Here is a 2,042-nt window from a genome sequence, read left to right on the forward strand (position 1 = left end):
TGACGGTGTGCGTCGGTTGTTTGAGAACTCAACAGTGTGCTTGATAGTCAATGCCAAAGTTTTAACCCTTGTCGGGTGTGGCTTCGCTGACCGTCCGGTTGGTGGGGTTGCATTGTCGCAAGGGGTTGTTTGGACGGACACAAATCATCAGATTTGTATCTGGCCGGTATCATTGTTCACGCTCGCCTTTGGGTGGGTGTGGATGTTTCTCTTTTACGGAGAGTTTGATCCTGGCTCAGGACGAACGCTGGTGGCGTGCTTAACACATGCAAGTCGAACGGTGAAGCCCAGCTTGCTGGGTGGATCAGTGGCGAACGGGTGAGTAACACGTGAGCAACCTGCCCCCTACTTCGGGATAAGCCTTGGAAACGAGGTCTAATACCGGATATGAACACTTGTCGCATGGCGGGTGTTGGAAAGTTTTTCGGTAGGGGATGGGCTCGCGGCCTATCAGCTTGTTGGTGGGGTAATGGCCTACCAAGGCGTCGACGGGTAGCCGGCCTGAGAGGGCGACCGGCCACACTGGGACTGAGACACGGCCCAGACTCCTACGGGAGGCAGCAGTGGGGAATATTGCACAATGGGCGAAAGCCTGATGCAGCGACGCCACGTGAGGGATGACGGCCTTCGGGTTGTAAACCTCTTTCAGCAGGGAAGAAGCGAAAGTGACGGTACCTGCAGAAGAAGCGCCGGCTAACTACGTGCCAGCAGCCGCGGTAATACGTAGGGCGCAAGCGTTGTCCGGAATTATTGGGCGTAAAGAGCTCGTAGGCGGTCTGTCGCGTCTGGTGTGAAATCCCATGGCTCAACTGTGGGCTTGCATCGGGTACGGGCAGACTAGAGTGCTGTAGGGGAGACTGGAATTCCTGGTGTAGCGGTGGAATGCGCAGATATCAGGAGGAACACCGATGGCGAAGGCAGGTCTCTGGGCAGTTACTGACGCTGAGGAGCGAAAGCATGGGGAGCGAACAGGATTAGATACCCTGGTAGTCCATGCCGTAAACGTTGGGCACTAGGTGTGGGGCGGGTTCCACTCGTTCTGTGCCGCAGCTAACGCATTAAGTGCCCCGCCTGGGGAGTACGGCCGCAAGGCTAAAACTCAAAGGAATTGACGGGGGCCCGCACAAGCGGCGGAGCATGCGGATTAATTCGATGCAACGCGAAGAACCTTACCAAGGCTTGACATGTACGAGAAAGCCCCAGAGATGGGGTTCTCTTTGGACACTCGTACACAGGTGGTGCATGGTTGTCGTCAGCTCGTGTCGTGAGATGTTGGGTTAAGTCCCGCAACGAGCGCAACCCTTATCCTATGTTGCCAGCGGGTTATGCCGGGGACTCATGGGAGACTGCCGGGGTCAACTCGGAGGAAGGTGGGGATGACGTCAAATCATCATGCCCCTTATGTCTTGGGCTTCACGCATGCTACAATGGCCGGTACAGAGGGCTGCGATACCGTGAGGTGGAGCGAATCCCAAAAAGCCGGTCTCAGTTCGGATCGGGGTCTGCAACTCGACCCCGTGAAGTCGGAGTCGCTAGTAATCGCAGATCAGCAACGCTGCGGTGAATACGTTCCCGGGCCTTGTACACACCGCCCGTCAAGTCACGAAAGTTGGTAACACCCGAAGCTCACGGCCCAACCCCTTGTGGGAGGGAGTGGTCGAAGGTGGGACTGGCGATTGGGACTAAGTCGTAACAAGGTAGCCGTACCGGAAGGTGCGGCTGGATCACCTCCTTTCTAAGGAGCTCATCTCCACCAGGCCCCACATACTGGGGGTTGCCGACCTTCGGGTTGGTGCTGGTGGCAGAGGCCATGCCCAGGCCGTACGTGTCTGGGGTGGTTGCTCATGGGTGGAACATTGACGAAGAGTCTCCCTGTTCGGGGTGGCTGCTAGTACGCCTGGTGCGTCCTTCTTCGGGAGGGTGGCACGGGTTGGAACGTGGTCAGTCGGGTGGTGGGGGTTCGCCAAGCACACTGTTGGGTCCTGAGGCAACCGGCCGGCCTGCTCCTCATGAGTGTTGTGAGCGAGTGGGTGGTTGAGTGT

The 2,042-nt window shown here is 57.5% G+C and carries 1 rRNA gene; it reads left to right on the plus strand.

Features of this window, described 5'->3' with window-relative positions:
- The first annotated feature begins 212 nt into the window (after positions 1–212).
- Positions 213–1,735: ribosomal RNA gene (locus LUM46_RS26565) — 16S ribosomal RNA — on the plus strand.
- Positions 1,736–2,042 lie beyond the last annotated feature (307 nt).

Source organism: Promicromonospora iranensis (assembly GCF_028994805.1).
In the GTDB taxonomy this organism is placed as follows: domain Bacteria; phylum Actinomycetota; class Actinomycetes; order Actinomycetales; family Cellulomonadaceae; genus Promicromonospora; species Promicromonospora iranensis.